This is a genomic window from Lichenicola sp. GTC18331, from assembly GCF_055386855.1.
This window is the reverse complement of the sequence record NZ_AP045015.1, coordinates 1,469,194-1,493,531: the sequence shown is the minus strand read 5'-3', so window position 1 is coordinate 1,493,531 and position 24,338 is coordinate 1,469,194. Positions and strand designations below refer to the sequence as shown.

Annotated in this window: 22 protein-coding genes and 1 riboswitch; of the genes, 13 read left to right on the top strand and 9 right to left on the bottom strand. The window is 65.7% G+C overall.

Annotation, left to right across the window (positions count from 1 at the left end; translation table 11 throughout):
- Nucleotides 1-7: 7 nt before the first annotated feature.
- Nucleotides 8-103, top strand: a riboswitch (TPP riboswitch).
- From ACZ5BM_RS06920 to ACZ5BM_RS06890, 7 genes are all read left to right on the top strand, one after another.
- Entirely contained in the window at nucleotides 97-2,424 is a 2,328-nt protein-coding gene (locus ACZ5BM_RS06920) for a TonB-dependent receptor (protein ID WP_498910905.1), read from the top strand. (Overlaps the previous riboswitch by 7 nt.)
- Entirely contained in the window at nucleotides 2,424-3,377 is a 954-nt protein-coding gene (locus ACZ5BM_RS06915) for a type 2 periplasmic-binding domain-containing protein (RefSeq protein ID WP_498910903.1), read from the top strand. Before ACZ5BM_RS06920 ends, ACZ5BM_RS06915 begins: the two co-directional genes overlap by 1 nt.
- A 206-nt stretch (nucleotides 3,378-3,583) precedes the next feature.
- The gene (locus tag ACZ5BM_RS06910; RefSeq protein ID WP_498910901.1) at nucleotides 3,584-5,164 is read left to right on the top strand and encodes an efflux MFS transporter permease; all 1,581 of its coding nucleotides are present in this window, start codon (nucleotides 3,584-3,586) and stop codon (nucleotides 5,162-5,164) included.
- Nucleotides 5,165-5,176: 12 nt separating this feature from the next.
- The gene (locus ACZ5BM_RS06905) at nucleotides 5,177-6,337 is read left to right on the top strand and encodes an HlyD family secretion protein (protein ID WP_498910900.1); all 1,161 of its coding nucleotides are present in this window, start codon (nucleotides 5,177-5,179) and stop codon (nucleotides 6,335-6,337) included.
- Between the two features lie 9 nt (nucleotides 6,338-6,346).
- A complete protein-coding gene (locus ACZ5BM_RS06900) occupies nucleotides 6,347-7,780 on the top strand; it encodes an efflux transporter outer membrane subunit (RefSeq protein ID WP_498910898.1) in 1,434 nt (477 codons plus the stop codon).
- 76 nt (nucleotides 7,781-7,856) lie between these two features.
- Nucleotides 7,857-8,633, top strand: a complete 777-nt coding sequence (gene surE, locus ACZ5BM_RS06895) for a 5'/3'-nucleotidase SurE (protein WP_498910897.1) — start codon at nucleotides 7,857-7,859, stop codon at nucleotides 8,631-8,633.
- Between the two features lie 154 nt (nucleotides 8,634-8,787).
- Nucleotides 8,788-9,327, top strand: coding sequence for a GNAT family N-acetyltransferase (locus tag ACZ5BM_RS06890; protein WP_498910895.1), 540 nt, complete (start codon nucleotides 8,788-8,790; stop codon nucleotides 9,325-9,327).
- 67 nt (nucleotides 9,328-9,394) lie between these two features.
- On the opposite strand, the gene ACZ5BM_RS06885 is transcribed toward ACZ5BM_RS06890, so the two are convergent.
- The 4 genes from ACZ5BM_RS06885 to ACZ5BM_RS06870 all read right to left on the bottom strand — a co-directional run bounded on the left by ACZ5BM_RS06885 (nucleotide 9,395) and on the right by ACZ5BM_RS06870 (nucleotide 14,039).
- Complete coding sequence (locus ACZ5BM_RS06885; protein WP_498910893.1) at nucleotides 9,395-10,411, bottom strand: LLM class flavin-dependent oxidoreductase; 1,017 nt, start codon at nucleotides 10,409-10,411, stop codon at nucleotides 9,395-9,397.
- A gap of 117 nt (nucleotides 10,412-10,528) precedes the next feature.
- The gene (locus tag ACZ5BM_RS06880; protein WP_498911535.1) at nucleotides 10,529-12,484 is read right to left on the bottom strand and encodes an OPT family oligopeptide transporter; all 1,956 of its coding nucleotides are present in this window, start codon (nucleotides 12,482-12,484) and stop codon (nucleotides 10,529-10,531) included.
- Between the two features lie 163 nt (nucleotides 12,485-12,647).
- On the bottom strand, nucleotides 12,648-12,941 hold the full coding sequence (locus tag ACZ5BM_RS06875) for a nuclear transport factor 2 family protein (RefSeq protein WP_498910891.1): 294 nt from the start codon (nucleotides 12,939-12,941) through the stop codon (nucleotides 12,648-12,650).
- An 81-nt stretch (nucleotides 12,942-13,022) separates the two neighbouring features.
- Entirely contained in the window at nucleotides 13,023-14,039 is a 1,017-nt protein-coding gene (locus tag ACZ5BM_RS06870) for a zinc-binding alcohol dehydrogenase family protein (RefSeq protein ID WP_498910889.1), read from the bottom strand.
- 98 nt (nucleotides 14,040-14,137) lie between these two features.
- On the opposite strand from ACZ5BM_RS06870, the gene ACZ5BM_RS06865 reads away from it, so the two are divergent.
- A complete protein-coding gene (locus tag ACZ5BM_RS06865; protein WP_498910887.1) occupies nucleotides 14,138-14,500 on the top strand; it encodes a winged helix-turn-helix transcriptional regulator in 363 nt (120 codons plus the stop codon).
- A gap of 138 nt (nucleotides 14,501-14,638) precedes the next feature.
- On the opposite strand, the gene ACZ5BM_RS06860 is transcribed toward ACZ5BM_RS06865, so the two are convergent.
- The 3 genes from ACZ5BM_RS06860 to ACZ5BM_RS06850 are packed head-to-tail and all read right to left on the bottom strand — an operon-like array spanning nucleotide 14,639 to nucleotide 16,781.
- Entirely contained in the window at nucleotides 14,639-15,178 is a 540-nt protein-coding gene (locus tag ACZ5BM_RS06860) for an ester cyclase (RefSeq protein ID WP_498910885.1), read from the bottom strand.
- An 11-nt stretch (nucleotides 15,179-15,189) separates the two neighbouring features.
- A complete protein-coding gene (locus ACZ5BM_RS06855) occupies nucleotides 15,190-15,855 on the bottom strand; it encodes an SDR family oxidoreductase (RefSeq protein ID WP_498910883.1) in 666 nt (221 codons plus the stop codon).
- Nucleotides 15,856-15,884: 29 nt separating this feature from the next.
- On the bottom strand, nucleotides 15,885-16,781 hold the full coding sequence (locus tag ACZ5BM_RS06850; protein ID WP_498910881.1) for a polysaccharide deacetylase family protein: 897 nt from the start codon (nucleotides 16,779-16,781) through the stop codon (nucleotides 15,885-15,887).
- 172 nt (nucleotides 16,782-16,953) lie between these two features.
- Between ACZ5BM_RS06850 and ACZ5BM_RS06845 the strand changes: the two genes are divergently transcribed.
- The 5 genes from ACZ5BM_RS06845 (at nucleotide 16,954) to ACZ5BM_RS06825 (ending at nucleotide 22,813) form a co-directional block, all read left to right on the top strand.
- The gene (locus ACZ5BM_RS06845; protein ID WP_498910879.1) at nucleotides 16,954-17,838 is read left to right on the top strand and encodes a LysR family transcriptional regulator; all 885 of its coding nucleotides are present in this window, start codon (nucleotides 16,954-16,956) and stop codon (nucleotides 17,836-17,838) included.
- A 121-nt stretch (nucleotides 17,839-17,959) separates the two neighbouring features.
- Entirely contained in the window at nucleotides 17,960-18,340 is a 381-nt protein-coding gene (locus ACZ5BM_RS06840; RefSeq protein WP_498910877.1) for a DUF2946 family protein, read from the top strand.
- Between the two features lie 79 nt (nucleotides 18,341-18,419).
- Nucleotides 18,420-20,705, top strand: a complete 2,286-nt coding sequence (locus ACZ5BM_RS06835; protein WP_498910876.1) for a TonB-dependent receptor family protein — start codon at nucleotides 18,420-18,422, stop codon at nucleotides 20,703-20,705.
- A 3-nt stretch (nucleotides 20,706-20,708) separates the two neighbouring features.
- Nucleotides 20,709-22,046 (top strand): PepSY-associated TM helix domain-containing protein, encoded by a 1,338-nt coding sequence (locus ACZ5BM_RS06830; RefSeq protein ID WP_498910874.1) that lies wholly within the window; start codon nucleotides 20,709-20,711, stop codon nucleotides 22,044-22,046.
- 257 nt (nucleotides 22,047-22,303) lie between these two features.
- Entirely contained in the window at nucleotides 22,304-22,813 is a 510-nt protein-coding gene (locus ACZ5BM_RS06825; RefSeq protein ID WP_498910872.1) for a phage fiber-tail adaptor protein, read from the top strand.
- Nucleotides 22,814-22,865: 52 nt separating this feature from the next.
- Here the strand turns inward: ACZ5BM_RS06825 and ACZ5BM_RS06820 are convergent, their stop codons facing one another.
- Entirely contained in the window at nucleotides 22,866-23,294 is a 429-nt protein-coding gene (locus ACZ5BM_RS06820) for a hypothetical protein (RefSeq protein WP_498910870.1), read from the bottom strand.
- A gap of 54 nt (nucleotides 23,295-23,348) precedes the next feature.
- Nucleotides 23,349-24,119 (bottom strand): DUF4145 domain-containing protein, encoded by a 771-nt coding sequence (locus tag ACZ5BM_RS06815; protein ID WP_498910869.1) that lies wholly within the window; start codon nucleotides 24,117-24,119, stop codon nucleotides 23,349-23,351.
- Nucleotides 24,120-24,338 lie beyond the last annotated feature (219 nt).

Sequence of the window (24,338 nt, the reverse complement as noted above, 5' to 3'; positions counted from 1 at the left end):
AATGACAATCGCATGACCGGGGTGCCCGCCGATGCGGGCTGAGATCAAACCCGTCGAACCTGATCTGGGTCATTCCAGCGAAGGGAGGCATAAGCGATGTTGTCCGTCCGTACGCGTGCGTTCTGGAGTTCCACCCTGTTGGGCTCCACTCTGTTGTCCGGCGCAGCCCTGGCGCAGGAAAGCCTGACGGTGGAGGGGCGTTCCGGCGCGCCCACCGCCAACGGTCCCGTGGGCGCGCAGGCTGGCGGCGGGTTGATCCGCGCGCAAACGGCGACGCGATCGCTATCGACGGTGTCGTCGGATTTCCTGCGCCGTGCCGCGCCGACCGAGAACGCGTTTCAGCTCGTCTCGCTTCTGCCCGGCGCCAATGCCGCCAGCGCCGATCCGCTCGGCATCTCGGCCGAGAACACGCTCAGCCTGCGCGGGCTGGGTTCGGACGAGATCGGCTACGTGCTGGACGGCATGCCGCTGAACGACATCGCCTATTACACCGGATATCCGAACCAGTTCGCCGATACGGAGAATCTGGACCGGATCGATCTGTCGCAAGGCACGGGCGATCTCGACAGTCCGGTGATCAATGCCGCGGGCGGGCTGATGTCGCTGCATCTGCGCGATCCCGCGCGGGATGCGGGCGGGTTCGTGGAAGGATCCTACGGCTCCTATCACACCAATCGCGAATTCGTTCGGCTCGATACGGGGGCGATCGGCGGGAGCGGGATCAGGGGATTCGTCTCCTACTCGCATTCCGCCGCCGACAACTGGCGCGGTTCTGGACGCGACCAGCGGCAGCATGTGGATTTCCGCTTCCGGCGCGACTGGAGCGACGGATCGACGATCTCCCTGCTCGGCACCTGGAACGATGCCGTCACCTCCGCCTATCCGCTGGTCACCCAGGCGGATTGGAAGCAGTACGGCCGCTCCGGCTCGAACAACTACGACGGCACCTACACGCAAGGCGACACCAATTACTGGCGTCTGTATCAGCAGCCTTACCGATTGTTCTATGTCGCCGCACCCGTGGAATGGCACGCCGCGCACGCGCTGACGTTTTCTGTCGTGCCGTACGCTCAGTACGGCTACGGCAACACGCCGGGCGGAACCACCCTGCCGGAACAGGGCGTGTTCCAGGGCACGCAGCCGGTGGCGGAGCCCTTGTCCCTGCCGGGAGCGGTGGACGGCGTCGCCACGGTCGCATCGAACTATCAGCAGACCAGCTACCGGGCCGGATTCACCTCCAAGCTCGATTGGCGCTGGCGCAATCACACCATCACCGCCGGGTTCTGGTACGACTACGCCGACGATCACGAGCCCGGCACGTTCAGCGCCTTGTCGGAAAACGGCACGCCCGCGAACATCTGGGCGGATTCCGCGCGCGACGTGATCCATCTCTCCGACGGACGAAAGCTTCTGTTCCAGGACGATCACAGCATCGCCCAGGTGAATGCGCTGTTCGTGGGCGACAGCATCTCGCTGCTCGATCGGGCGCTCACGATCGATCTCGGCTTCAAGCAGGCGATGGTGACACGCGACGGCTGGAACGCCGTTCCGGGCGCCACCTACCGCACCGGCATCGACAGCTCGGCCCCTTTGCCGCGTGCCGGCCTGCGCTGGCAGATCGACCGTCGCAACCAGGTCTTCGCCAGCGTGTCGACCAATTTCCGCACGCCTTCGGCGAGCACTTTGTTCGACAGCTTCGATCCTTCCAGCGGCGCGCTGATCAACCAGGCCGCGCGAAACCTGCGCGACGAATACTCGATCTCGGAGGAGATCGGCTATCGTCGCCAGGGCGACTGGATCATCGGCAGCATCACCGCGTTCAACTACAACTTCACCAATCGTCAGATCGCCACGGTGATCGATCTCAATGGCGTGCTCACCGGCTCGACGATCAATGCCGGCGGCCAGACCTCGCGCGGCGTGGACGCGGAGATCGGTCTGCGGCCCTGGCATCATTGGAGCCCGTATCTCAGCGGCGAATATCTGCACGCCACCATCGACAACGATCTCGCCGTGAACGGCGATCTTCTGCCCACCGCCGGGCACGAGGCGGTACGCAGCCCGCGCTGGCAGGGCGCGGCCGGCCTCACCTACGACGACGGCACCTGGTTCGGCACCGTTTCGTTGAAATATGTCGGCGCGCAATACGCGACCTTCACCAACGACGAGCGCATCGCCGATCATACCCAGGGCGACGTCACTCTGGGTGTGCGTCTGCCGACGCTCGGCCCGGCCAGACATCCGGAGTTCCGGCTCAATCTCGTCAACGTCACCGACCAGAACGCGCTGTCGGGCGTGGCCTCGCCGACCCTCAACGCGCGCGACACGGTGGGGCGCTACGGCACCACCATCGCCGGCAGCGCACCCACCTATTATCTGGGCGGCGGTTTCGCGGCCCTCCTCACCGTCGCGAGTGCGTTCTGATGCGAAATCTGTTTTTCGGCGCGGTTCTCGCGTTGATTCTCGTCCGCCCCGCCGTCGCCGCGCCCGATCCGGCGCCCCAACGCCTCGACGTGATCCTCGACTGGTTCGTGAACGCGAATCACGAGGCGCTGCTGTCGGCGCAATACAGCGGCGCCTATGCGCGTCACGGGCTCGACGTGCATTTCATCGCACCGACCGATCCGGCCTCGCCGCCGCGTCTGCTCGCCGCGCATCAGGCCGATCTGTGCATCGGCTATCAGGTGCAGTTGCCGCTCCTGGCCGAAGGCGGACTCGATCTGGTGCGCGTCGGCACGCTGGAGAACACGCCGCTCAATACCCTCATCGTCGCCGCGGACGGGCCGATCCACACTTTGGCCGATCTCAAAGGCAAGCGCATCGGCGCCTCCGTGGGCGCCGCCGACGAGGCGCTGCTCAAGGGCATGCTGGAATCGGCCGGGCTGAAACCCGGCGACGTCACCGTCACCGACGTCAATTTCCAGCTCGAACAGGCGCTGATGACGCATCGCGTGGATGCGATCATGGGCGCGATGCGCAATTACGAGCTGATCGATCTGGAGCAGCGCGGCTTCAAGGCGCGGGCCTTCTTTCCCGAGGAGCACGGCGTGCCGCTCTATGACGAGCTGATCGTGCTGGCGCGTCGCGACGAGCTCAAGGACCCGCGCATCCCCCGCTTCATGGCGGCGTTGCAGGAGGGCACGATCGCGCTGCTGAACCACCCGGACGCGATGTGGGACGCGTTCGTGCACGACCATCCCGAGCTGGACACCAAGCTGAACCATGCCGCCTGGACCGCCAGCCTGCCCCGGCAGGACAGCGAGCCGGCGCTGCTCGACGTGGCGCGCTATCGCCAATTCCAGGATTTCATGGTGAAGCAGGGCACGCTGAAGGCGGTGCTGCCGGTGGACCGGATCGCCGTTCAACCGACGCCGTGACATCACGGTTCCGTGAGTGCCACGGCTGTTGCCGGGGGGCTTCCTCGAAGCTATCGGAGACACATAGGGTCAAGAAACGCTGCGACGGGCGTCGGTCGGTTCGGAAGCGAATCGTGGGCTGAGCCGCTCGCGTGCGCGATCCAGAACGCCTGCCGTCGTTGACGTGACGAACGACCGGTTCCGGCCGGATGGAGAGAAGGATCGGCATGGCGGTGCAGCTGCGGCCCCTTCTGGGCCTGTTCGGAGTGATCACCGCGGCGATCGGCGCCGAATTCAACGATCAGGTCGCCAGCATCGCCGGCGGCGACATTTCCGGCGGTCTCGGCCTCAGCCACGATCCGGCCACCTGGTTCGACAGCCTCTACGTCAGCGCCGAGGTGTTCGGCATGGCGGTGTCGCCGTTCCTGCTGGTGACCTTCTCGCTGCGGCATTTCTCCTTGTTCGTGGTGCTGCTGAACGTCTGCTCCTCCATCGTCATTCCCTACGCGCCGGATGCGACCGCGCTCTATCTGCTGCGCATCGTGCAGGGCCTGTCTGGCGGCCTCACCATTCCGCTCCTGATGACCACGGCGCTGCGCGTGCTGGAACCGTCGATCCGGCTCTACGGGCTCGCCGTGTATGCTCTGACCGCCACCTTCACCCCGGCGCTCGCCACCTCCATGGCCGCACTCTGGACCGATCTGGTCGGCTGGCAGTTCGTGTTCCTGGAGGCTGTGCCGTTCTGCACCCTGGCCGGCCTGCTGATCTGGTTCGGGATCCCGCAGGACCCGGCGAAACACGAGCGGTTCCGCAAGTTCAACTGGCGCGGCGCGCTGCTGATCCTGCTCGGTTTCGGCAGTCTCAGCACCATGCTGCAGCAGGGCGACCGGCTGGACTGGTTCAACTCCGACCTGATCTGCATCCTGGCCGTGATCAGCGCGATCTCGCTTCCGCTTCTGGTGGTCAACGAGTGGTTCGTCGAGATCCCGCTGCTGAAACTGCAGATGCTGAGCACGCGCAACTTCGCTTATGGCGCGGTGGCGCTGTTGCTGTTCGTGGTGATCGCGCCGTCGGCGTCGAGCGTACCCAACACCTTCCTGCGCGAGGTGCAGGGGATGCGGCCGGAGCAGTTCTACACCGTGTCGCTGCTGATCGCGGCGCTTCAGCTCGTTCTGCTGCCGTTGATGGCGTTCCTGCTCGACTTCCCGCAGATCGATCCGCGCATCTTGAGCGGGATCGGCCTGCTGCTGATCGCGGGCGGCTGCATCGGCGCCTCGTTCTGCACCATCGCCTGGTTCCGCGAGCAGTTCTATCTCTGGCAGATCATGCAGGGGATCGGCCAGCCGATGGTGGTGATGCCACTGCTGATGATGGCCACCAACACGGTGAAGGACCCGACCCAGGGGCCGTTCGCTGCCTCGCTGGTCAACACGCCGCGCGCCATCGCGGAAGGGGTGGGGCTGTGGCTGATCCAGCTGGTCGAGCGCTGGCGCGGCGGGCTGCATTCCGCGCGCCTGACCGACCAGCTCGGCCAGGAACGGTTCGGCGTGCTCCAGGGCGTGCCGCACGGTGCGTTTCCCGGGCCGCTGACCGGCCGCGCCCTGCCGCCGGTGTTCCTGCCGAACGGCCAGCCGGCCTCGCCCGAGGCGCTCGGCCGGCTCAACGAGATGGTGGCGCAGCAGACCCAGATCCTGACCGTCAGCGACATGTATCTGGTGTTCGCCGGGCTGACCGGCGTGCTGATGCTGGTGCTGCTGATCCTTCCGGTGCGCACCCTGCCGCCCCGCCTCGAATTCGCGAAGAAATAGGACCCGCCGCCCATGGCCGACCAGGACGACCGGAAGAAAGATGACGGCCAAAAGCAGGGCGACAAGCAGGAGCAGTCCGCGCCCAAGCCGCAGCCGGTGCCCAACCTGCCAATCTGGCCCTGGATCGTCGGCGGGCTGATCATCCTGGCGTTCCTCGCCGTGGTTCTGTTCATCCTGCTGGCGCCCAAGCCCGATCCCTGGACCAACGACGCCTATGTCAGCGTGCATTACAGCACCGTGGCACCGCGCGTGTCGGGGCAGGTCGACGCCGTGCTGACCGACGACAACCAGGCGGTGCAGGCCGGGCAGCCGCTCGTCACGCTCGATCCGCGCGACTACCAGACCGCCGTCGACATGGCCGAGGCGGCGATCGCGCGCGATTCCGCCCAGGTCGGCAACGCGTCCGCCAATGTCGCGCGCCAGCCCGCCATCATCGACGAGCAGCAGGCGAACATCGCCCAGGTGCAGGCGCAGCTCGGCTTCGCGTTGGCGGACCAGAAGCGCTACGGCAACCTCGCCGCCACAGGCGCCGGCACCAACCAGCAGCGTCAGCAGGCCGACAGCACCGTCGCCGAACTGCGCGCGAAGCTCGATGCCGCACGCGCCGCGCTGGACGCCTCGCGCAAGCAGCTCGACGTGCTGAAGAAGCAGGTCGCGGCCGGCGAAGGCACGGTGAAGGCCGACCGGGCGCAGCTCGAACAGGCCAAACTCAACCTCAGCTACACCACCATCCGCGCGCCCCTGAACGGCCTGGTCGGCCAGCGCAGCGTGCAGGTCGGCGACTATGTCGGGCCGGGCACGCCCTTGATGGCCGTGGTGCCGATGGACCGCGTGTTCGTCATCGCCAACTATCGCGAACTTGCCCTGCGGCATGTGCGGATCGGCCAGCCCGTGACGATCCATGTGGACGCCTACAACATCGACCTGAACGGCGTGGTGGACAGCCTGCCGCCGGCCTCCGGTGCCACCTTCTCGCCGATCCCGCCGCAGAACGCGACCGGCAACTTCACCAAGATCGTGCAGCGTCTCCCGGTGAAGATCCTGGTGCTGCCGAACCAGCCTCTGGCGGGTCTGCTCAAGGTCGGGTTCTCGGTGGAAACCACCATCCACACCGGTCTGGCCGATGTGGTGGCGGCGCAGGAACAGGCCCCCGACCGGCAAGTGGCGCGCTGAGCGATGCGGATGACGCACCGTCTCCGTTTGTTCCTCCTGCTGCCCGTGCTGGGCGGCTGCACGGTCGGGCCGGATTTCCATCCGCCCGCCGTGGTGGCGCCCAGCGTGTGGGGGCGGGAGAACCCGTCGGTTCCCGCCACCACCAGCACGGCGCCGATCGATCCGAGCTGGTGGCAGAGCTTCCGGGATCCGGAGCTGACCGCCCTGGTCGGTCGTCTGGTGCAGGAGAACCTGTCCCTGCGCGAGGCGGCCGAGCGGATCGTCGAGGGCAGGGCGTCGCGCCGGATCGCCGCCGCCCAGGGGCTGCCGCACCTGAACGAGCAGTCGCATCTGATCCACCAGCGCATGAGCCCGTCCGGGCTGCTGTCGCTGATCACCCCCGCGCCCAATGCGCCGCTCGACTACGACGATTGGAGCAACGGCATCCAGGCTTCCTGGGAGCTGGATTTGTTCGGCCGGGTGCGGCGTCAGGTGGAGGCGCAGACGGCCCAGTTGCAGGCGCAGGTGGAGGATCGGCGCGCCATCGCGCTCGCCGCCATCTCCGAGCTGGCGCAGGACTACATGCAGCTGCGCGGCATCCAGGCGCGTCTCGCCATCGCCCGCTCCACCCTGGCGCTGGCGGAACGCAACACAGAACTGGTGCAGACGCGTTTCGCCAACGGCGTCGCCACCACGCTCGATCTGGCCCAGGCGCGCGGCCAGCAGGCCGGGATCGCCGCCACGGTGGCGCCGCTGGAGATGCAGCAGGCGGCGGCGATCAACGCGATCGGGCTGCTGCTGGCCCTGCCGCCGCGCACGCTGGAGGCCGAGCTGCAAGCGCCGCAGCCGGTACCGGCAATCCCGGCCCTGATCCCGATCGGCCTGCCCGGAACCCTGGCGCGTCGCCGCCCGGACGTGCGCGAGGCGGAAGCGAAGCTGCACGCCGCCACCGCCCAGACCGGCGTCGCCGTGGCCAGTTTCTATCCCGACATCTCGCTGACCGGGGTGATCGGCGCCGACGGCCGCATGGCCGCGAACGCGTTTAGCCTGCCGGCGCGCATGTATCAGGTGGGCCCGCAGATCTCGATCCCGATCTTCCAGGGCGGGCAGTTGCGCGGCCAGCTGCAGCTCCGCAAGGCGCAGCAGCGCGAAGCGGCGCTCGACTTCCAGCAGGTGGTGCTGCGCGCCTGGACCGAGGTGGACGATGCGCTCACCGCGCTGAACGAGGCGCAGCAGGCGCGCAAGGACATCCTGGTCTCGGTGGATCAGAACCAGGCAGCGCTGGATGCCGCAAGGCAGCGCTACGCCCAGGGCGCGTCCGACTTCCTGAACGTGGTGTCGGCCGAGGCGGCGCTGCTGTCCGCGCGCAACCAGCTCGCCGGAAGCGACACCGAACTCGCGACCGATCTGGTGTCGCTGTATCGCGCGCTGGGTGGCGGATGGGAGGCGGCGGAGCCGGGCTGATCGCCGGAAAGGCTTGCCGGATCGCGTCCGGCGGCCGATGCAGGGTGCCGGGAAAACCGAACCGAGGACGCGGGCGATGCTGTTCGAGCGTGTGCTGCTCACCAACGATGACGGGATCGACGCGCCCGGGCTGCTGGTCCTGGAACGTGTCGCGGCGACGCTCGCCCGCGAGGTCTGGGTGGTGGCGCCCGCGCGCGACAGGAGCGGCGTGTCGCACGCGCTGAGCTTCCACGCCGAGATCGCGCTGGTCGAACACGGGCCGCGCCGCTTCGCCGTAGACGGCACGCCGGGCGATTGCGTGGTGATGGGCGTGCGGCACATCCTGCGTGACGCCCTGCCGGATCTGGTGTTGTCCGGCATCAATCGCGGCTCGAACATCGGCCGCGAAACCGTGTTTTCCGGCACGGTCGGCGCGGCGATGACCGGCCTGCTGCTCGGCGTGCCGTCGATCGCGCTGAGCCAGTCCTTCCGCCATCCCGACCCGGTGAAATGGGACACCAGCGAAGCGCTCGCCGGCGATGCGATCCGTGCCCTGGCGCGGCCGGAGGTGCTGGCGCTGTGGCGCGACCATGCCTGCCTGAACATCAACTTTCCGAACTGTCCGCCGGAACAGGCGGGAACGCCGACCCTGGCGCAGCAGGGGCCGGGGCTTCTCGGCGGGTTCGACGTGGAAGCGGTGGAGGATGCGCCGGACCGGTTCCGCCTGAAGCCGTTCCGGGGCGTGCAACTGGATCGAGCCGGCAGCGAGGCCGCGGTTCTGGCCGCGCACGGTATCGCGGTGACGCCGTTGCGGTTCGAGCGCACGGACGAGGCGTGTTTCGCGCGGCTGCGCGATGTGCTGCCGAGGGTTTGAGGATGTTCTTTCTTGAAAGAAAGAACCAAAGAACTTTTGTTTGTTTGGCTCCGTGCGTTGTCGGACTCCTAACTCAAACGGATAAAAGTCTTTTTGCTTCTTTTTCTTCAGAAAAAGAAGATCCCTTCAAGATGTATGACATTTCCCAGCCATCATGACGCCTTCCGTTCATCTGCGACGCCCGGCGGAAACCGACCTCGCCGACTATCTCGCCTATCGCAATGACCCGGAGGCGATGGCGGCGCAATCTCTCGATGCGATCGGCGACGTCGCCGCACGCGATTTCCTCCGACACCAGGCGCTGCGTCGCGACGACGAACCCGGCTGGCAGATGTTCGTCGTCGAGAAACGGAACATCCCCGGACTGATCGGCGAAGTCGGCGTGTTCCGTTCGGAGCGCGAGCCGATGCAGGGCAATATCGGCTGGTGGATGCATCCCGGCCATCGGCGACAGGGCCATGCGCTGGAGGCGGCGTTGCTGCTGATCGACTGGTGCTTCGACGAACGCGATCTGCACCGGCTGACGGCCAACTGCCTTGCGACGAACACCGCTTCGCAAAACCTCATGCGGCGTCTGGGCATGCGGCTGGAACAGATGTCGGTCGAAGGCCGCCTCAGCAATGGGATTTGGCAGGACGAGGTCGGCTACGCCCTGTTGCGGCGCGAATGGGCGGCGGTGCGGGCAGGACGCTGACATTAGACGGCCCGGACGGAAACACCCGCGAACGAGACGGTGCTTTCGTGGAGGCCGCCCGCGCCGATCAGGCCGCGCTAGCGGCGCGCTCCTCTTCCGCCAGTGCGCGATGCGCCTCCGACACCAGCGCATAGGATCGCAGCCGGCTTTGATGATCGTAGATCTGGCCTGCGATCATCAGCTCGTCCGCACCCGTGCGGGCGATGAAACTGCGCAACCCGTCGCGCACCGTGTCGGGCGCGCCGACGATCGCGGTGGACAGGGTCTGCCGCACCTGCGCCTCCTCGGCCGGCGACCACAAACCCTCCATGCTCCGCACCGGCGGTTTCAGTTTGCCCGGCGTGCCACGACGCAGGCTCAGGAATTGCTGCTGGGCGGAGGTGGCGATGAACTGCGCCTCCTCCTCCGCGTCGGCCGCGAACACGTTCAGCCCCAGCATCACGTAAGGACGTGACAGGACGTTGGACGGTTCGAACCGGTCGCGATAGATCGCGATCGCGTCCTCCATCAGCGCCGGCGCGAAATGCGAGGCGAAGGCGAAGGGCAGGCCCAGAATGGCGGCGAGCTGCGCGCTGAACAGGCTGGAGCCGAGCAGCCAGATCGGCACATGCAGACCCGCGCCCGGCACGGCCTGGATCGGCTGGTTCGGCTGCGGCGCCTCGAAATAGTTTTGCAGCTCCACCACGTCGCGCGGGAAATTCTCGGCGGTGGCGGGATCGCGTCGCAGCGCCATCATCGTGCGCCCGTCCGAACCCGGCGCCCGCCCGAGCCCCAGATCGATCCGCCCCGGATGCAGCGAGGCCAGCGTGCCGAACTGCTCCGCGATCGCCAGAGGCGAATGGTTCGGGAGCATGATCCCGCCGGCGCCGACGCGGATCGTGCGCGTGCCCGACGCGACATGGTTGATCACCACGGCGGTCGCGGCCGAGGCGATGCCCGGCATGTTGTGGTGCTCCGCCAGCCAATAGCGGTTGAAGCCGAGCGCTTCCGCGTGCCGTGCGAGATCCAGCGTGTTGCGAAAGGCGTCGGCAGGCTCGTTGCCTTCGATGACGGGGCAAAGATCCAGCACGGAAAAGGGAATCATGGCGGCGGCATCCGATGCGGTCGCCGTACCGGAGCGGAAAGGCGCGCCGGTCCGGCCTGCCGGGGAGATGGGGTGCGCCGGGCGGATGTCAAACCGCCTGCACCCCGCGCGCCCGGCCTACCGCCGCGCCGCCGCGCGCAGGAACCAGACGCAGATCCCGACGAAACACAGGAAGCCCAGCAGCGTCGCGGTCTCCGCGAAGCCCGGCCCCACGAGCGCCAGCGCCTTGTCCGAGCCCGCGCCGCCGATGATCGCGGCCAGCGCCACGCCCATCAGGCTTTCGCCGACGATGAAACCCGAAGCCAGCATCACGCCGCGCCCGGAATGCATGTCTTCCGCCGCGCCGCGACGGCCGCGCTTGATCAGCCAGGACAGGATCGCGCCGATCACCAGCGTCACCGACACGGTGGGCGGCAGATACAGGCCGATGCCCACCGCCAGAACCGGCAGCGAGCGCCCCGCGCGCCGCATCAGCGCATCGGCCCCCACCAGCATCGCGCCCAGCGCCACGCCGCACAGGATCATGCTCCAGTCGAGCTGGTGCAGGAAGATACCCTTCGCCAGCGTCGACAGAAGCAGCGCCTGGGGGGCCGCCAGCGCCTGCGACGGGTCCATGCCCGCGCGCGGCAGGGCGCCGGAAAACCCGTAGGCCTGATACAGCAGGTTCAGCACCGGCGGGATCACCACCGCGCCCACGACGCAGCCGACCAGAAGCGCCACCTGCTGCCGCCAGGGCGTCGCGCCGACGAGCTGGCCGGTCTTCAGATCCTGCAGATTGTCGTTGGAGATCGTCGCCGCCGCCAGCACCGCGGAGGTCACGAACAGCACGCTGCCGATCGCCAGCTTGCGGCCATCGGCATCGAACACCGACGGCAGAAGCCCGGCCGCGTCGAGACCCAGCAGCACGAGCGACACCAGCGACACCGCGACGATGGCGATGCCCGAGATCGGCGAGGAGGAGGAGCCGACGATGCCGGCCATGTAGCCGCAGGCCGCCGCGACCAGAAAGCCGAACACCGCGCAGAATAGCACGCAGGCCAGCGCCACGCCGAGCATCGCGCCCACGCCGCCGCCGGCCGGCAGCATGAACCCCGCGAACGCCGCCAGAAGGCAGCCCAGCAGCACGGCGCCCAGAACGCCGATCACCCGCGGCGACAGGTCGCGATCGGTTTCTACCGCGCCCGGCACGTGCGGCGTCCGCGCCCGCAGCGCCTCGCGCAACCCGGATGCGACCGGCCTGGCCAGACCGAGCAGGGTCCAGACCGCCGCCACGAAGATGGTGCCGGCGCCGATCAAGCGCACCTTGTGCGACCAGATGCCCATCGCGAACGCGGCCGGATCGACCCCGGCCGGATGCGGCGTCAGCGCGGTCAACACCGGCACCGCCACCAGCCAGCTGATCGCCGCGCCGAGCAGCATCGCCAGACCGCCGCCGATGCCCACCAGATAGCCCGCCCCGACCAGGGCCAGGGAGAAGCCCGTGGACAGACGGAAGATCGCCGAACCGGCCGTGAACGTCACGGCGGCGCTCTCGCCCAACACCCGCAACCCGCCGATCAGGAACGCGAACACCGCCGAAACCAGCCCGCCCGTCACCAGCGCCCGCAACCCCCCGGCGGCGTCGCCCTCGCTCGCCGCGTCGGCGGAACCAGCCCGCAGCACCTCGGCGGCGGCGGTGCCTTCCGGGTAGGGCAGGGTGGAACCCGTCACCAGGGCGCGGCGCAGCGGAATGGTGAACAGCACGCCCAGCATGCCGCCGGCGGCGCAGATCGCCACCACCGGCCAGAACGGGAAGCGCGCCCAGTAGCCGATCATCAGCAGACCGGGCAGCACGAAGATGATGGACGACAAGGTGCCCGCGGCCGAAGCCTGCGTCTGCACCATGTTGTTTTCCAGCAGCCCGCCCCGGAACCGGCGCAGCGCCGCCATGGAGATCACCGCCGCCGGGATCGAGGATGCGAAGGTGAGGCCGACCTTCAGGCCGAGATAGATGTTCGACGCGGTGAAGATCACCGTCAGCAGCGCGCCCAGGATCAGGCCGCGCACGGTCAGTTCGCGGGGAGACGGCCCCATCGGGCGGGCGGGGATCGGCATCCGGATCAGAACCTCGGCTGGGAACCGGTCCGGAATGTTTCATTCCCGCTGCCGTGGCAAGTCCCGCCGCCGCTCAGCCCGCGTCCAGACGCCGCTCGCCGATGCGGAACCAGGCGCGGGCGATCAATCTGTTCTCGACCTCTTAGAAACACAGCACGTCCAGCTCGCCCGGCCCCTCCGGGAAGGTGCGCCGCACCGTCTCGTGGTCCACCACCAGATTGCCCACCACCGAACGATGCAGCAGCGTTCCCCGCAGGTCCGGCTCGGCGAACCGCTCCACGTGCCGGGCCCGGATCGCGGCCGCGCCCTCGGCCAGCAGCGTGTCCGGAAAGGCGAGATAGCGGCAGTCCGGCGCCCACCAGCGCATGAAATCGTCGATATCGCGCCGGTTATAGGCGTCGAGCTGCATCCGCACCGGGTGTTCGATCTCGTCCATGCCGCTTCGTCCCTGGCGCGTCGACGTCCGGCGAGCCTGCCGGCGGCCGGCCGAAACCATCCGCCCGCAGCATCGCGCCGCTCAGTCCCAGCCGTCCAGAACCACCTTGCCGCGCATGGCGGCACTTTCCACCAGCGCATGCGCACGCTTCAGATTGGCGGCATTGATCGGGGCCAGCCGCTCGGTCAGCGTGGTGCGGAGCCTGCCCGCATCCGCGAGCGTCGCGACCTCCGCCAGAAGCTTGCCTTGCTCGCCGATATCGGGCGTGCCGAACAGAGAGCGCGTGAACATCAGCTCCCAATGCACGGACACCGATTTGCGCTTGAACGGCACCACGTCGAGCGTGGCCGGATCGTCGATCAGCGCGAACCGGCCCTGCGGCGCGATCAGTTCGACGATCTCGCCGATATGCCGGTCGGTATGGGTGGTGGAGAACACGAAGCCGGGCGCGCCGAGGCCGAGCGCTTCGATCTGCGCCGCGAGCGGCTGGCTGTGGTCCACCACGTGATGCGCGCCCATCGTCCGCACCCAGTCCTGCGTTTCCGGCCGCGACGCGGTGGCGATCACCACCAGATCGGTCAGTTGCCGGGCGAGCTGGATCGCCATCGACCCCACACCGCCCGCACCGCCGATCACCAGCAGCGCCCGGGCGGCACCCGGCACCGGAATATTCACCGTCAGACGGTCGAACAGAACCTCCCAGGCGGTGATCGCGGTTAGCGGCAGGGCGGCGCTCTCCGCCCAGTCGAGGCGTTCCGGCTTCTTCGCGACGATGCGCTCATCCACCAGATGCAGCTCGGCATTGGTGCCGTCGCGGGCGATGCTGCCGGCATAGAACACGGCATCTCCCGGCCGGAACCCGGTCACGTCCGGCCCCACGGCGCGGACGATCCCGGCCGCATCCCAGCCGAGCACGCGCCAGTCTCCGCCGGACCGGGCGGCACTCTGGCGCACCTTCACGTCCACGGGGTTCACCGATACCGCCTTCACCTCGACCAGCAGATCGCGGCCGGTGGCGACGGGATCGGGGCGTTCGACATCGAGCAGGGCGTCCGGACGGTCGATCGGCCCGGCTTCTTTGTAGGCGACGGCACGCATGGCGTGACTCCTGTTGTCTCGGGACGGAATTTAGCGCTACGTGGCAGGGGGTTCGATACGCACAACGGATGCTACTAGTGTCAAAAAGGATACCGTCGATGGCTAAACCCCGTCATTCGAACTTCGACTGCGCGCCCGGCTGCGCGGTGGAAGCGGCGATCAGCCTGATCGACGGCAAGTGGAAATGCGTGATCCTGTTCCACCTGCTCGACGGCACAAGACGCTTCAACGAGATCAGGCGGCATATCCCCGGCGCCACGCCGCGCACGCTGACCAACCAGCTCCGGGAGCTGGAGATGGACGGGCTGATCTGCCGCAAGGTCTATGCCGAGGTGCCGCCCAAGGTGGAGTACAGCATCTCCGAACTGGGCCGCAGTCTCAGCCCGATCCTGATCGCGTTGAAGCAATGGGGCGACAGCAACATGGAGCGGTTCGGGGCGGTGGAGCGGGTCGCGGCGTGACGGAAAGAACAGGAATCTTCTTTTTCTGAAGAAAAAGAAGCAAAAAGACTTCTGTCCGTTTGGGTAGGACGGCAGCGTCGCACTTACTCAAACGGACAGAAGTTCTTTGGTTCTTTCTTCCAAGAAAGAACATTCTTGCTACGGCACCGCCCCGATCTCTTTCAGGAAGGCAAGATTGTCTTCCAGATGCCAGTTGTCGGTGATGCGCCCGTTCTTCACCGCCAGGATGTCGGTGGCGATGAAGTCGATCGGCTGGCCCGCCCCCTTCCGGCCCTGGAAAGTGCCGGTGAAATGGCCGGTGAAGTGCAGGCCGCTCACCACGCGATCACCCACCACCAGACGCTGCGTCACCGCGACGCGCAGATCCGGCACGGCGCCCAGAAACGCACGCGAGGCGACCATCGGCCCTGTCGGCCCCTGCGGACGGCCCGGCGGCAGGGCGTGGTCGAAGAAATCCGGCGCGATCGCCGCGTCGAGAAGCGCCTGGCTGCCGTTGTTCCAGAAGCCGTAGAACGCATCGACCGGTTTCAGGAGCGCTGCCACCGTCGACGGTGGCAGGCTCTTGTCGACGATCTGCTTTTCCGGCCGGGCGATGGCGATCGCGGCCTGGTCGTCCACCCGGGCGGCCAGAGCCGGGCCGGCGGCGAACATCAGTGCGACAGCGGGCAGGAAACGCATGGTCGTCCTCCTCAGGCGGCGATGGTGCCGCCGCCATCGACGGTCACGGTCGAGCCGGTCGCGAACGGGTTGGTGGCCACGAACAGGATCGCCTGGGCGATGTTCTCCGGCTGGCCGATGCGACGGGCGGGCAGGCGGCCGGCGGTCTTCTCGAACATCGCGTCGCGCGCCGCCGCATCCATCCTGGCGTAGAGCTTGGTGTCGATCAGGCCCGGAGACACGGTGTTCACCCGCACCGGCGCGCGCTCCAGCGCCAGGCCGCGGCCCAGCGCTTCCAGCGCCGCATTGATCGCGCCCTGGAACACGGAAGCCGGACTCGGGCGCTGCGACAGGAAGCCGGACACGAAGGTGATCGAGCCGCCATCGTTGACCTTCACCGCCTTGACCACGCGGTAGGCGCCGAAGAACTTGCTGTTCATCGCCGCCTGCGCATCCGACACCGACAGGTTGGCGACGGTGCCGGTCTTGGTCTGCGCGGCCGAAACGACGACATGGTCGAACGGCGCGGCATCGGCGAAGAACGCCTCGACCGAAGCGTCGTCGGTGAAATCCAGCGCGTCGCGGCCCGGACGCGTCACCTCGGCGCCGGCAGCGGCGAAGGCATCCGCCGTCGCGCCGCCGATCCCGCCGGATGCGCCGACCACCAGAACGCGGGCGCCATTCAGATCGATGCTCATGATGTGGTCTCCTTCAGAGGGAAGCAGGTTCAAAGGGAAGCAGGGCCGGGAAGGCCGGTTTCGGTGGGAGGGCCGCGACGGATCACGGGCGTGATGCCCTTGGTGTCGGCCGCGTAGGCGGCGATCTCGTCCTTGCGCGCGAACCACACGCCGGGCCTGGAACGGGCATAGGTGAGGAAGCGATCCAGCACCCGCACCCGGCCGGCATGGCCGGAGATTCGGTCGTGCAGGCTGATCACCATCATGCGCCGGCGATGCGCCCCTTCCTCGTAGAGCTGGTCGAACTCGTCCCTGAGCGCCTGCTCGTACGCCGTCGGGTTCCAGTTCTCGAACGGAAAGGAAACGATGTCGTTCATGTGGAAGGTGTAGGGGACGGTGACGAAATCGCCCTTGGCCAGCGGGACGATGAACGGCTCGTCCCGGCTCGGCTCGTCGATGTGGTAGCGGAAGCCCAGGCTCTGCAGGATGTCGAGCGTGCTTGGGCTGTTGCGCATCCAGTAGGCGTTCCAGCCCACGGGACGCTGGCCGGTGATCTGCTCGATCGCGGTCACGCTGTCGGCGATGAAACGGCGCTCGTCGGCTTCGGGAAGCTGGTAGCTGTTCTGCCAGGTGCGTCCGTGCGCCGCCGCCTCGTGGCCGCGTTTCACGATCTCCCGCGCCACGTCGGGCGCCTTGCGGATCGCCTCGCCGATCATGAACGAGGAAAGCTTGATCTGGTGCTTGTCGAGCAGGTCGAGAATGCGGGGAATGCCCTCGTTCGGCCCGTAGGCGAAGAAGGCGTTGGTCGGCAGGTCGGGCAAACCGTCCTGGATCGGATCGGGAATCACCCCGCCCGCACCCGAGATCGGCTGGCCGCCGCCTTCGAACATCAGGCTCAGGCTGACGGCGAGGCGTGCATTGCCCGGCCAGAAAGGCTGGTTCGGCATGGCGCGTGTTTCCTTGTGGGCCGCGACCGTGGCGAGGGCGGCGCTTCCGGCGAGGAAGCTGCGGCGATCGAGGTCGAAGCGGGATGATGCGTTTGACACAAGGCCAACATAGAGCTTCGTTTTCGGACGATAACCGACTTATCGCGAGAGACAGTTTCAACCGGGAGGCAAGATGCTGGACGATCTGAACGAGCTTCGCACCTTCCAGCAGGTGCTCGCCCATGGCTCCCTGACGGGCGCCGCCCGCCTGCTCGGCGTCAGCGTCGCCGTGGTCAGCAAGCGCCTGGCCACGCTGGAGAAGCGCACCGGCATCCGGCTGGTCAACCGCACCACCAGAAGCCTGTCGCCGACCGAGGAGGGCGCGCGCCTGCTGGTCGAGGTCGATCGCGCGCTGGAAGCGATCGCCCAGGGCGAGGAACTGCTGGCGACGGGGCGCGACGAGCCGGTCGGCACGCTGCGCGTGTCCGCCCCGGTCTCGTTCGGCCGCAGGCACGTCGCCCCGGTGCTGGGCGACCTCACGCGGCGCTACCCGCAACTCGCCATCTCTTTGTCGCTGGACGACAGGCTGGCCGACGTCACCGGCGGCGCGATCGACGTCGCCATCCGCATCGGCGGCCATATGGCGGCCGGGAGCGCCTCCATGCGCAAGCTCGCCGACAATCTGCGCATCCTGGTCGCGTCCCCGGCCTATCTCGACTGCCGCGGCCGCCCGCGGACGCTGGACGATCTCGCGGCGCACGACCTGCTGCGCTATGGCGATGGGGTCGGCCCCTGGCGCCTGTTCGACGGCAAGGGCCGCGAGCAGCTCGTCCCGGCCCCGGCGCGGCTTCGCGTCGACAATGGCGATGCCGTGCATGACTGGTGCGTGTCCGGCCTCGGCATCGCGCTGAAATCGGAGGTCGACGTGGCGCCGGATCTGCGCGCCGGAACGCTCGAACACATCCTGCCGGACTGGCATGCCGGCGACACGCCGATCGTCGCCCTGTTCCCCGACCGCATCGCGATGCCTCGAAAGACGCGCGTGTTTCTGGACGCGATGCTGGCCGCTCTGCACTGACGCAGCCCTGCCGGCGGTGCTAGTGTGCTCCGGCATGTCCGGCTCGTTCGCATCCGGCCGGCCCGGACAACTCCTTTCTTCCGGCCCGGGCCGAAGTCCCACCCGTTCCCGCTTCGGCCTCGTGATCGCGATGCTGGCGGTGCTGGTGCTGAGCTGGGCGGGCGCGCAATCGGCCGTGATGCAACTGGCCGCCCTGGCGCCGGAGGCGATGCCGGCCGGCATGGACATGTCCGCGCCGGAGGCGATGGCGGACTGCCCGGAGATGATGCCGGAGGCCGACGCGCACGGGCCGGCGGATCAGCACAAGCCACCGCACGAGGCGCCCTGTCCGATCTGCTCGATCGCGGCGCATCTGCCTTTGCCGGTCGTGCTGCCGCCGATCGTCTTTCATCGTGCGATCTGCGCGCTGCGTTTCCAGCACGGACGCTGTCCGCAGCCGCGCGGCCCACCCGCGGAACCGCCGCGCGCCCGCGGCCCGCCGGCTCCCGTCTTCCTTCCCTGATCCGCGTCCCGTGCCGTTTCGGCGCGGGATCGTTGCTGGCTGAAGAAAAGGGTCCGTCGCCGGGCCCGGGACGGTATTCATGCGACCGCTTTTGTTCGCGAGCGCCTCCACGCTCGCCCTTCTCGTTTCCCTGACCGACACCTCCGCGCAAACCGGCTTCGGCACGCCGGTCATGGTGCCGGACGTTCCGCCGCCTTCCGAGCAGATCACCGTGTCCGGCGTGGCGCGCCGGCCGCCGACCAGCCGCCCGGCCGGGCAGACCACCTACAGCGCCGATCGCATCACCTTCGCCGATACGCCGGCGCTGAGCGTCGCCGACATGGTCGCGACCGTTCCGGGCGTCACCGTCCAGGCCGGCAACGGCCCGCGCGACAGCGTGGTGTCGGTGCGCGGGTCCGGGGCGCGTCAGTCGAACGGCTTGAAGAACATCCAGGTGACGGAAGACGGGTTTCCCGTGACCCAGCCGGACGGCATCGCCCGCGCCGATCTGATCGACCCGCATGCCTATCAGGGCATCGACGTGTTCCAGGGTCCGGCATCGACGCTGTATGGCAACTACGCCATCAACGGCGCGATCAATTTCCGCACCCGCGACGGCGCCGCGATCGACGGGCTCGAACTGGGTTCGGATTTCGGATCGTTCGGGCAGTTCAACCAGTACATGTCGCTGGGTGCTGCCGGGCGTGGCTACGATCTGTCTGTGTTCGCGAGCGATGTGCGCGGCAACGGGTTCCAGCCCAACGCGTCGTTCGACACCTCGACCGAGAACGCGAAGCTGCGCATCACGCTCGGCGCGCGGGACCGGCTGGTGTTCAAATTCATCAACAACGTCACCGACACGATGCTGCCGTTGCGGCTATCTTTATCGCAGTTCAGGATCAACCCGTTCCAGCAGGGCTGTGTCGACGCGTCGCATGCGGCGGCCGGCTGTGCGTCGGTGACATTGTTCAGGGATGGCCGCTCGGGTCCGACGGTGGCGGCGAGTCCGCAGCAGGCGGGGCTCGGACGGTTCGACCGCCGCACCATCGTCGGGTCGCGCTGGGAGCACGATCTGGACGATCGCACCACCTGGCGCACGCAGTTCACGTACGACCAGCGCCATGTGGACCAGCCGACCACGACCACCGCGTTCACCGGGCCGTTCAACTCGTACAATGCGCAGACGGACCTCACCAACCGCGCCGATCTCGGCGGCACGGCGCTCACCTCCTACGTCGCGGCGAGCTACGATTATCTCGATCTCGGCTACGTGGTCTTTAATCTGACGTCGCAGGGCGGGGCGACGCACGGCGCCCTGAACGCGACCACCTACGGCCATCAATCCAATGCCGGTCTGCGTTGGCAGGAGGATTGGCGGTTCGCACCGAAATGGCATGCGGTGATCGGTCTGGGCGGCACCTATTCCGAGATCGGCGCGTTCCAGACGGTGTACAGCTACAAAGGAATGTCCACGTTCCTGCACGGCATCACCGCCAACCGTTTCTTCTTCAACCTGGCCCCGGAAGCGGCGCTGACCTACGCCCCGACGCGCGACTGGACGCTGCATACGCGTCTCGGAACCGCCTATGCCACGCCGGCCTATTCCGCCTTGTTCGTGACGCCGCAAGGCACATACGGCAACAACACACAGCTCAAGAGCCAGACCAGCCTCGGCATCGATCTCGGCGCGGACTGGCATCCGTCACCCGCGATCACGGTGCAGGCGACGGGATTCTACGAGTTCTATCGCAACGAGCTGGTGAGCCAGTCTCCCGGCATCAACGCGCCGGCCGGGAGCTACATGTTCAACGCGCCGGCCTCGCAGCATCGCGGCGTCGAGCTGGCCGCGACCTGGAAGCCGTTGCCGTCGGTTCTGCCCGGCGCCAGCACCATGCTGTCCTATACCTACGACAACCAGATCTATACCGACTACACCGAGACCCTTTCCAACAGCACGCTGTCGCGGTCGTTCTCGCGCGACGGCAATCGGATTCCGGGCGTGATGCCGCATGCGCTCGATGCGCGCCTGCTCTACGACCAGCCGGACGGGGCGCTGGAAGGGTTGGGCGGTTTCGCCGAGTTGAACTGGCGATCCTCCTTCTTTCTCGACAACGCCAATCGCGTTTCCGTGCCGGACTATGCGCTGGTGAATCTCGAGATCCATTATCATCCGCCGGCGCGGTTCGGCTGGGTGCATCGTCTGCAAAGCTGGTTCGAGATCCAGAACCTCACCAACCGGATTTATGCAGCGGGCGCCACGGTGATCTCCGACAGCCTGCTCGCAAACGGGCAGCAGGCGGGGGGCTCGGCGCTCGCGAACAAGACCGGCTCGATCTATGCCGGAGCGCCGCGCGCGTTTCTCGGCGGCGTGCGGGTGGGGTTCTGAGCGATGCGCGGTGATCTCGCTTCGCTCTGGCCGGACCGGCGCACGGTCTGGCGCTGGCATTTCCTGTCCGGCCTGTTCTGTTTGCCGTTCGTCGCGTTTCTGTGCCTGACAGGCACGATCTATCTGTTCAAACCTCAGGTCGATGATTGGATCGACCGGCACTACGACCATTTGCCGGTCGCCGCGGCGCAGGCCACGCTTGACGCGGAGGTGCGTGCGGCGCTGGCATCGGTGCCGAACGGCAATCTGCTGGCGCTCGAGCTGCCGCGCGGTCCCGGGCACGCCGCGCGCGTGATCGTGGATCGGGGCGGCGAGGCGATCCGGGTCTATGTCGATCCGTCCTCTCTGCAAATCCTGAAGCAGGTGAAGGAGGAACATCGGTTCGAGCGTATCGTGATGAAACTTCACGGCCAGCTTCTGCTCGGCAATGCGGGATCGGTGGTGATGGAGATGGTCGCCTCCTGGACGGTCGTTCTGATCGCGACCGGGCTTTATCTGTGGTGGCCGAGACCGGTGCGCGGCGTGGCCGGCGCGGTGTTGCCGAGGATCAGGACCGCTGCGCGCTGGCGCGATCTGCATGCGGTCACCGGATTCTGGGTGTCGGCGTTCCTGGCGTTGTTTCTGGTCTCGGGCCTGCCCTGGTCCTTCGTCTGGGGGCAGGCCTTGGCGCAGCTGCAGCATCGTTTGTCGTCGGCGCAGACGGTGCAGGATTGGGAGATCGGCGCGCAGCCCGTCGGCACGGCGATCGCGGGCCATCCTGTGCCGGCACCGATGCCGGCCTCCATGCCCGGCATGGACATGAACGCGCCGCCGCCAGCCGCCGCCGATGCCCTGACCGGGCTCGATGCCGTGGCCGCGACCGCGCGCCGGCTCGATTTTCCGGCGCCGGTCATGATCGTGCCGCCAGCACCTGGTCTGTCGCTCTGGCATGTGCGCTCCGACACCCAGGACCGGCCGCTCCGGGTCGAGGCGCTGGTGACGCCGGACGGGGCCGTGTCGTCGGTGAAGCGGTTCGGCGCCAAGCCGTTGCTGGATCGCGCGGTCGGCTACGGCGTGGCGGCGCACGAAGGGCATCTGTTCGGCTGGGCCAACCAGGTGCTGAATCTGCTGGTTGCGACAGGGCTGTTGCTGATGAGCGTGGCCGCGACGGTGCTCTGGCTGCGTCGGCGCCCGCCCGGCGCGCTCGGGGTGCCGGGACGTGCGCCGGAGCCGCGCGTCGGGATCGGCGCGGTGCTGGCGATGCTGGTGCTGGGCGTGCTGCTGCCGGAGCTGGGGGCGTCGCTGCTGGCGCTGGTGGCGGGGGCGTTCGTGCTGGGGCGGGCGCGCCGAAACGAGAGATGAAAGAATTGTTCTTTCTTGAAAGAACGAACCAAAGAACTTTTGTCCGGTTCGGTATGAGCGAACTCCGCTGCTGAGGTCTAAACGGATGAAAGTGCTATTGCCTATTTTCCTTCAGAAAGAGAAAGCGCTTCTTATCGTTAATCGGTTGATTGGTAGAATCAAAAACCCATTCAAATTTGAGTTACAAGACTAAAATAAATACACTTTGTTGAATTCGTAATACGATCTTATAAACAAGAACTTAAATAACAACAAAATTGAGGACACCTTTTTACAATCCATCTACCAAAGTTTACATTCCAGGCAACGTGGACTTATCAACGGTTGCCCTCAATTTTCGAGCAGAGGATGCCAGCGAAACCGTTGGCTATAGCCTAGACATCCATGGACGCATGGATCCCAGTGACAAAATTGTTAGCGCGAAGATCACCAGCGGCGACGCCACGATCACCATATTCAACGTTCAAATATTGGGCACGGTGATCGCTTGCACGATCAGCGGGGGAACGACCAACACCTACAGCGGCGTTGTGGTGGAATATGCCACGCTGTATGGGGACAACCGCACACCCAACATTGGGCTGTGGGTTGCTCCCCAAGGCTTAGCCAGTGTTACACCACCTGTGGCCTTTCCCATTGCCCTATCACCGGCTCAGTTTGCCGCACTGGCTATGGCCTGGCTAAACACCCTACCCAATGCGGCACCCACTGCCGGCGGACCTTGGTTAGATGGTGGCCGCCTTGAAGTGGCATTACCCACCCCATAATTGCCCTCAGAACGTCACTGAGGGCAGGGTACGGGTAGGAACGCACAAAGCCCTAGCCCTTCATATAAAATGCAATCGCATCAACGAGCGCGCCGGAAAACAGCAGGTCAAATCCCAACACCAAAAGTATCCAAGCCACCTTCCTATGTTTTGGTTTCTTGACGGCTTTTTTCATTTTTTGTCGAGCAATATAAACTCTCATTACGACAAGGGCTATTGAGATAATAAAGAGAATGGCCATTGCCCAACAATACCCTAGATAGAGTGCTGTTGATTGATCAAGGAAAAAAGTAAGTATCCAAGAAATTACTGGTATTAATGGCAATGGAAACCAAAGCCATTTGGTTCTGAAAACTTCAGATGTTTCCTTTTCAACAGCATCAACGCCAAGATAGATTCCGGCCACAGCCGAAAGGAATGCTCCCAAAGCAACGAGAACCTTGGTGACTCCTTCTAGCGCTTTTGCAAATTCTGGTGTCATGTATAACTCCTACAGTGAAGGACAGCTATGTAAGGGAAAAAGCAGCAGCGCACGCTATGTGCTTGTTTTGGGATCGGCGGGCTTTTTCATGGGTTTGCGGGGCGGAACGGATTTGGCCATCTTTTCGGCACGTGCATCAAGCGCGGCCCTGTTTTTAGGACCCACAATCGTCTCATTCAAAAAGTGCTCAAGTATGTCCATCATTGTGTTTAGTTCGTCAGCTTTGGGAATCCAACCACGATGTGCGGAAGCATTTCCAGCATTCACGATAACTTCAAGCCGATTGCGATCCCATTGGGCAATTTTGCTGGCTGCCACCAGTGCATCAAGTTTTTGAGAAAATGGTAGTTCGGTATCTACTCCCAGCAATTCACTGGCGATATCATAACACGTCCGAATGCCAATCCCGGCCAGCATTCTCAAATCGTTATTCAAAGCGCTGTAAACTTCAAACAAAGCTCTATTAAGTTTGATATTGGCGTTATCCGTCGAAACAACACTTGAATATCCAAAAATCCATTCAGGTTGCTTTCGGCGAGATAATGCAGGCCAAAATGCGACTTCCTCATTTAATTGGCAATAATGCTGTCCATCTTCGTCGATTTCGTCGGTATAGTCCTCGCTGTTGGTGTCTACTGTGCGCGCGAACGTATAATCGCAACCGCGACATTGCAATATCTGCCACTTCCTCCATGACTCATATATTCCGTCCTCATACGAAGAGGTATGCTCAGCTTTGATATCGCATTTCCTCATGCCATTGCACCGAGCGCAAACTGTAGAACAAGTCTGCGGTTCTGAGCCTTTGCTAGTGGCATCGGACATTTGAATTCAGTCACCTTCCAGCGGATACAAGTGGCATTGCACGGCCAATTAAATGTGCGTGGTTAGGCACTCAATGGTAGATATCACTCCCTGGCTGCCGCGCAAGATATAGCGCTGAGGTTTGATCTCAAATATAACTAGAGAGACCCAAGAGAATATTTGGTTGTTTCGAACAATAATATGCACGCCTTTCTCACTTATTCCAGAGCGTTCAATGAA

Coding starts and splice junctions, on each gene's coding strand:
- ACZ5BM_RS06880 (WP_498911535.1), bottom strand. CDS start 12,484: ATGGGGCCGTCTCCCCGCGAACTGACCGTGCGCGGCCTGATCCTGGGC.
- ACZ5BM_RS06900 (WP_498910898.1), top strand. CDS start 6,347: ATGACGCACCGTCTCCGTTTGTTCCTCCTGCTGCCCGTGCTGGGCGGC.
- ACZ5BM_RS06850 (WP_498910881.1), bottom strand. CDS start 16,781: ATGCCGAACCAGCCTTTCTGGCCGGGCAATGCACGCCTCGCCGTCAGC.
- ACZ5BM_RS06885 (WP_498910893.1), bottom strand. CDS start 10,411: ATGATTCCCTTTTCCGTGCTGGATCTTTGCCCCGTCATCGAAGGCAAC.
- ACZ5BM_RS06820 (WP_498910870.1), bottom strand. CDS start 23,294: ATGACACCAGAATTTGCAAAAGCGCTAGAAGGAGTCACCAAGGTTCTC.
- ACZ5BM_RS06870 (WP_498910889.1), bottom strand. CDS start 14,039: ATGCGTGCCGTCGCCTACAAAGAAGCCGGGCCGATCGACCGTCCGGAC.
- ACZ5BM_RS06815 (WP_498910869.1), bottom strand. CDS start 24,119: ATGTCCGATGCCACTAGCAAAGGCTCAGAACCGCAGACTTGTTCTACA.
- ACZ5BM_RS06845 (WP_498910879.1), top strand. CDS start 16,954: ATGCTGGACGATCTGAACGAGCTTCGCACCTTCCAGCAGGTGCTCGCC.
- ACZ5BM_RS06835 (WP_498910876.1), top strand. CDS start 18,420: ATGCGACCGCTTTTGTTCGCGAGCGCCTCCACGCTCGCCCTTCTCGTT.
- ACZ5BM_RS06830 (WP_498910874.1), top strand. CDS start 20,709: ATGCGCGGTGATCTCGCTTCGCTCTGGCCGGACCGGCGCACGGTCTGG.
- ACZ5BM_RS06865 (WP_498910887.1), top strand. CDS start 14,138: ATGGCTAAACCCCGTCATTCGAACTTCGACTGCGCGCCCGGCTGCGCG.
- surE (WP_498910897.1), top strand. CDS start 7,857: ATGCTGTTCGAGCGTGTGCTGCTCACCAACGATGACGGGATCGACGCG.
- ACZ5BM_RS06890 (WP_498910895.1), top strand. CDS start 8,788: ATGACGCCTTCCGTTCATCTGCGACGCCCGGCGGAAACCGACCTCGCC.
- ACZ5BM_RS06855 (WP_498910883.1), bottom strand. CDS start 15,855: ATGAGCATCGATCTGAATGGCGCCCGCGTTCTGGTGGTCGGCGCATCC.
- ACZ5BM_RS06915 (WP_498910903.1), top strand. CDS start 2,424: ATGCGAAATCTGTTTTTCGGCGCGGTTCTCGCGTTGATTCTCGTCCGC.
- ACZ5BM_RS06905 (WP_498910900.1), top strand. CDS start 5,177: ATGGCCGACCAGGACGACCGGAAGAAAGATGACGGCCAAAAGCAGGGC.
- ACZ5BM_RS06920 (WP_498910905.1), top strand. CDS start 97: ATGTTGTCCGTCCGTACGCGTGCGTTCTGGAGTTCCACCCTGTTGGGC.
- ACZ5BM_RS06875 (WP_498910891.1), bottom strand. CDS start 12,941: ATGGACGAGATCGAACACCCGGTGCGGATGCAGCTCGACGCCTATAAC.
- ACZ5BM_RS06860 (WP_498910885.1), bottom strand. CDS start 15,178: ATGCGTTTCCTGCCCGCTGTCGCACTGATGTTCGCCGCCGGCCCGGCT.
- ACZ5BM_RS06910 (WP_498910901.1), top strand. CDS start 3,584: ATGGCGGTGCAGCTGCGGCCCCTTCTGGGCCTGTTCGGAGTGATCACC.